Origin of the sequence: Halalkalibacter hemicellulosilyticusJCM 9152 (assembly GCF_000513115.1) — a bacterium.
Lineage (GTDB): Bacteria > Bacillota > Bacilli > Bacillales > Bacillaceae_D > Halalkalibacter > Halalkalibacter hemicellulosilyticus.
In genome coordinates this window covers 1-4578 of record NZ_BAUU01000071.1, presented here as the reverse complement: position 1 = coordinate 4578, position 4578 = coordinate 1, and the positions used below count along the sequence as shown (strand labels likewise).

At 39.7% G+C, this 4578-nt stretch carries 4 protein-coding genes; 1 reads left to right on the top strand and 3 read right to left on the bottom strand.

Features of this window, described 5'->3' with window-relative positions:
- Nucleotides 1–42: 42 nt before the first annotated feature.
- Genes JCM9152_RS20730 through JCM9152_RS20720 form a run of 3 tightly spaced genes read right to left on the bottom strand, consistent with a single transcriptional unit; the run spans nucleotide 43 to nucleotide 3064 of the window.
- A complete protein-coding gene (locus JCM9152_RS20730) occupies nucleotides 43–984 on the bottom strand; it encodes a glycine betaine ABC transporter substrate-binding protein (RefSeq protein WP_035347666.1) in 942 nt (313 codons plus the stop codon).
- Complete coding sequence (locus tag JCM9152_RS20725) at nucleotides 984–1829, bottom strand: ABC transporter permease (RefSeq protein ID WP_035347664.1); 846 nt, start codon at nucleotides 1827–1829, stop codon at nucleotides 984–986. The genes JCM9152_RS20730 and JCM9152_RS20725 overlap by 1 nt, the downstream gene beginning before the upstream one ends.
- Nucleotides 1829–3064: a quaternary amine ABC transporter ATP-binding protein gene (locus tag JCM9152_RS20720; protein WP_035347662.1), complete on the bottom strand. Its 1236-nt coding sequence runs from the start codon at nucleotides 3062–3064 to the stop codon at nucleotides 1829–1831. The genes JCM9152_RS20725 and JCM9152_RS20720 overlap by 1 nt, the downstream gene beginning before the upstream one ends.
- A gap of 262 nt (nucleotides 3065–3326) precedes the next feature.
- Here JCM9152_RS20720 and JCM9152_RS20715 point away from each other — a divergent pair, with 262 nt between their 5' ends.
- On the top strand, nucleotides 3327–3872 hold the full coding sequence (locus JCM9152_RS20715; protein ID WP_035347661.1) for a GbsR/MarR family transcriptional regulator: 546 nt from the start codon (nucleotides 3327–3329) through the stop codon (nucleotides 3870–3872).
- The last annotated feature ends 706 nt before the right edge of the window (nucleotides 3873–4578 follow it).

Genomic DNA, 4578 nt, shown 5'->3' with positions numbered 1-4578 from the left:
TAAAGAAAAAAACGCGCAATCATACATGCGCGTTTTCAATCATTATTCTACGACTAAATCTTCAATTGAATGAATATCTTCCATGTAAGTTGGAACAGCTAACCCTAACTGTGTTCCGTGAAGATTCGAACCTAAATCTTCAAATTGACCTTCATATTCTGCATAATATTCAGCGTGAGTCGTTGGTAACCAAGCACACACAATCGCATCTCCACTACCTGATGCAATACCAGCCCACATTGGACCCGCATCAATTTGAGTTAATGTCACATCAAAGCCTAACGTTTCAAGAACATGGCCAACAACATTTGTCGCTGCAATCGTTTCTTCCCAAGCTACATAAAGAAGCTCAAGCTCTTCACCTTCTACTGCTTCTACACCATCAGTCCATGTTGCAACAAGCTCCTCATTTTCTTCTACGAATTGCTCCGCTGCTGCTTCTTCGGCTGTCCCTTCAGCAATTAGTGCCATTACATACTCAATATGTTCAGGCTCCCATTGGAATTGACTTAAGAATTGGTACGCTTCTGGTTGATCCTCATCTAAACCTAATCGAACAACAGTATGAATATCTTCTGTGTCACCATAAATATTGAGTGGATCTTCTAAATATTTTAGATCAAAATTATTAAACTTAAAATGTGGACTCCACCCTGTTACAATAATCGGCTCTTCATTCTCATATGCACTTGTTAATGAAGCAACCATTGCAGCACTTGAACTTTCTACAACTGTCCAATCATCTTCAAGACCATATTCAGGTAATACATCATTGATCGTAATGTTCATCAACCCCGCACCAGGATCGATTCCAACAATTTGATAATCAACAGATGCACCATCAAATCCAGTTGCCTCTTCTGTGCCTTCTCCTGCTGGCTCCTCTGATTCTGAACCTCCATCTACCGGCTCATCACTTCCACATGCAACTAATCCTAATGCAAAAACTGTTGCAGTTGTTACTCCTAGTAATTTTTTTAACATTACTGTGTTCCCCCTTGTTTTTTGTTTCCTATATTTTGAGTAATCCGGTCTAGAATGATTGCAATAATAACAATCGCTAAACCAGCTTCAAAACCTGTACCTGTACGAACCTGCGTGACAGCACGGTAAACCTCTGCACCAAGTCCAGGCGCACCAACCATTGCTGCAATTACTACCATTGATAGAGCTAACATAATACTTTGATTAATGCCAGCCATAATCGTTGGCATTGCAAGTGGAAGCTGCACCTTCAGAAGACGCTGCTTCGTTGTTGAACCAAACGCTTCTGTCGCTTCAATTAAATCCTTTGGTACTTGTTGAATACCTAGTATCGTCAATCTAATGGTCGGTGGCATTGCAAAAATAACAGACGCCACAACACCAGGAATGACACCAATATTAAAGAAGAAAATAGCTGGAATTAAGTAGACAAATGCAGGCATTGTTTGCATTAAATCTAAGATAGGTGTTACGACTTGTTTAACGATACTTTTTTGCGAAGCCCAAATCCCGATAGGTATCCCGATGACTACAGAAACAATAACCGCTGTTAGTACGAGCGCCAATGTTTTTGTCATCCCGTCCCAATAACCTAAATTCCAAATTAAAAGTAAGCCAGCAATCGTAAAAATCGCCATACGCCACTTACTTGTCTTCCAAGCAATCGCAGCTATAATTAGAATAAATAAAATCGGAGGTAACAAAAGCAAAACCGCTTCAATACCGTTTACAATTCCACCTAATATCAAACTAATAAAATCAAATAGACCACTTAAATTAGCTGTTAACCAATTAATAAATGAATCAATGTTTTCTGCAATTGGGAGTTTCGGTATCGAATCCATTACTTCACCTCCCCAATTGTAGATTCAGTCAGATTGTTAATGTGTTCTTCATTTCCAGCTAAAGCTCCTATAACGGCTCCCTTTACGACGATTCCTTTTAAACGGTCAGATTCATCGGTCACTGCTACAGGAACTCCAGCTTGTGAGACTTTCTCAAATAAATCAGTCAAGACAATATCTGGACGAACAGCTGTTACATTTGTTGTCATCACATCTGAAAGACTAACCTTATCTTCAATTGCCTTCGTCGCTGCATCGGCTGTTAATGCACCAAGTAATTTCTTTTGCTTATTCACTACATAAAGAGAAGAAATCCCACGTTCCTTCATCAACTGAAGAGCAACTCTCGGCCCTTTTTCAAGCTGAATCGACTCTGCACGTTTCATCACATGTTCAGCCGTTAACACTTTAGAAAGATCAACATCTTCGACAAATCGTTCTACATATTGATTAGAAGGATTCATTAAGATTTCTTCTGGTGTACCAACTTGAACGATATTCCCATCTTTCATAAGGGCAATTCGATCACCAATACGTAACGCCTCATCTAAATCGTGCGTGATAAAGACGATTGTCTTCTCCATCGTAGATTGTAAATCTAGTAATTCATCCTGCATATCTTTTCGTATAAGTGGATCCAACGCACTGAACGCCTCATCCATTAATAACACGTCTGGATCATTTGCTAGTGCCCGCGCTAAACCGACACGTTGCTGCATTCCACCACTTAGTTGACTTGGGTACTGATCTTCATACCCTTTTAATCCAACAAGCTCTAACGATTGTAGAGCTTTAGCTTTGCGTTCTTCCTTAGATACTCCTTGAATTTCAAGACCATACTCTGCATTTTGTAAAATCGTATAGTGAGGAAGCAAGGCAAATTTTTGGAAAACCATACTAATTTCTTTTCTTCTAACCTCTCGTAATTGCTCCTTACTCATCTTCACGACATCTTGGTTATTAATAAATACATGACCACTAGTTGGATCAATTAAGCGATTAAGTAATCGCACAAGTGTCGATTTCCCACTTCCTGACAGTCCCATAATGACGAAAATTTCACCTTTATGTACCTCAAAGCTTGCTTGATTAACCCCAACTGTACAGCCTGTCTTTTCAAGAATTTCTTGCTTTGTTTTCCCTTCTTTTAATTGCTGTAAGGCCTGCTTTACATTTTTTCCAAATATTTTTGTAACAGCTTCGACCTTAATTTTCACTTCTCTTTCTGTCATCATTTCACCTTCGTCTCTAAGGTTTTCCGTTTCACAACTACTCTCGTATTATAAAAATAGCAGGACAATAATACAAAGCCGAAATTAAGGCTTATTAAGCTTATTAAGTTTGTACAGTTTATACTGTATGAACATTTTGCACAAAATACATAGAATTCCTACCATATGCGACCAAATCCTATCATATCTCTCATTTTTACAATTCAAAACCCATGTGCTAATCTATATCTATATTTATAAGAGAAAACGATGGGGACGTGGTCGGATGAAGGATGTTGAGAAACTAGAGAAAGCAAGGTCTCGTTGTATAGACTCGCTCGCTCAAAATTTACACCTTTACGGAGTGAATCAGTCAGTTGGTCGATTATATGGGTTGCTTTACTTTAACGAAGAGCCGATGACTCTTGATACAATGAAAGACGAGCTTGGAATGAGTAAAACAAGTATGAGCACATCAGTAAGACAGCTACAAGAATTGAAGATGGTCGAAAAAGTGTGGAAAAAGGGTACTCGTAAAGATTTGTATGAATCAACCGATGACTGGTACCAAACGTTTGCAGACCTTTTCTCTGTTAAATGGCGAAAAGGAATCCAATCAAATATAGATCACATTTCAAAATCACTAGGAGAATTAATTGAATTAATTGATCATTCAGACACCTCTGATGAGGTAAAGAAAGCGGCTACAATAGATAAAGAAAAACTCGAGTATGCACTTGAGTATTACGATTGGCTAAACCGTCTTGTTGATAGTATCGAATCTAAAGAAATTTTCAACTTGATTCCCAAAAAGGAAGAAGCATCTAGATAACCCTCGGAGTTTCAGCCTATCGATCGTCTCTCAATAGCGAGACGATTGACATTTTTTGTTTAGTTGCCCAAGATACGGCTCTTCGATCACGCTACCGGGATGGGGGCACGCTTTCCGCAGGCGGGCGTGGAACTAACCGGCTATGCCGGTGGATTTCCACTGCCCTTCCCACCTGCAGAGTCGGCACTCCCATCCCTTCCGCTTTTTCTAGTGGGAAAAAGGAATGTTGCTTCCCCTTAAATACGAGACAGGTGACCAATTTTTTTCTAAAATATAAGTGAAAAAGGCAATGATGCTGCCAAAAAAGTTGGAAGATAAGCGAAGGCAAATGGAGATGATACAGTGCCACCTCTAGAAAATCACGATGCAACTACAAAAACGCCTTTAAGAATCCTTTCTCAAAGGCGTTTTGTTTACAGTCTGAAGAAGGTGGGACAAAACAAAAGTGTTTAGCTGAAAATCCGAACATTTAGATAACGTAGCGGATGAACTATACGTAGAGTCCTGCGGGATGAAAGGAGAGCACTGAAAAAGTCCTTTCTAGTAACTCAAAGAAGAGTAATGGCTCCGCTCGTTGCGCGCCTTGCTATGAGAAACCCACTCATAACAAGGCTTTCAAAATCGGGCAACGGCTACGCACATTACTTAAAGGCCACTGAAAAGCAAAGGTGAGACCCCGCAGTGCAAGCTGAAGTGAACCCCAAAA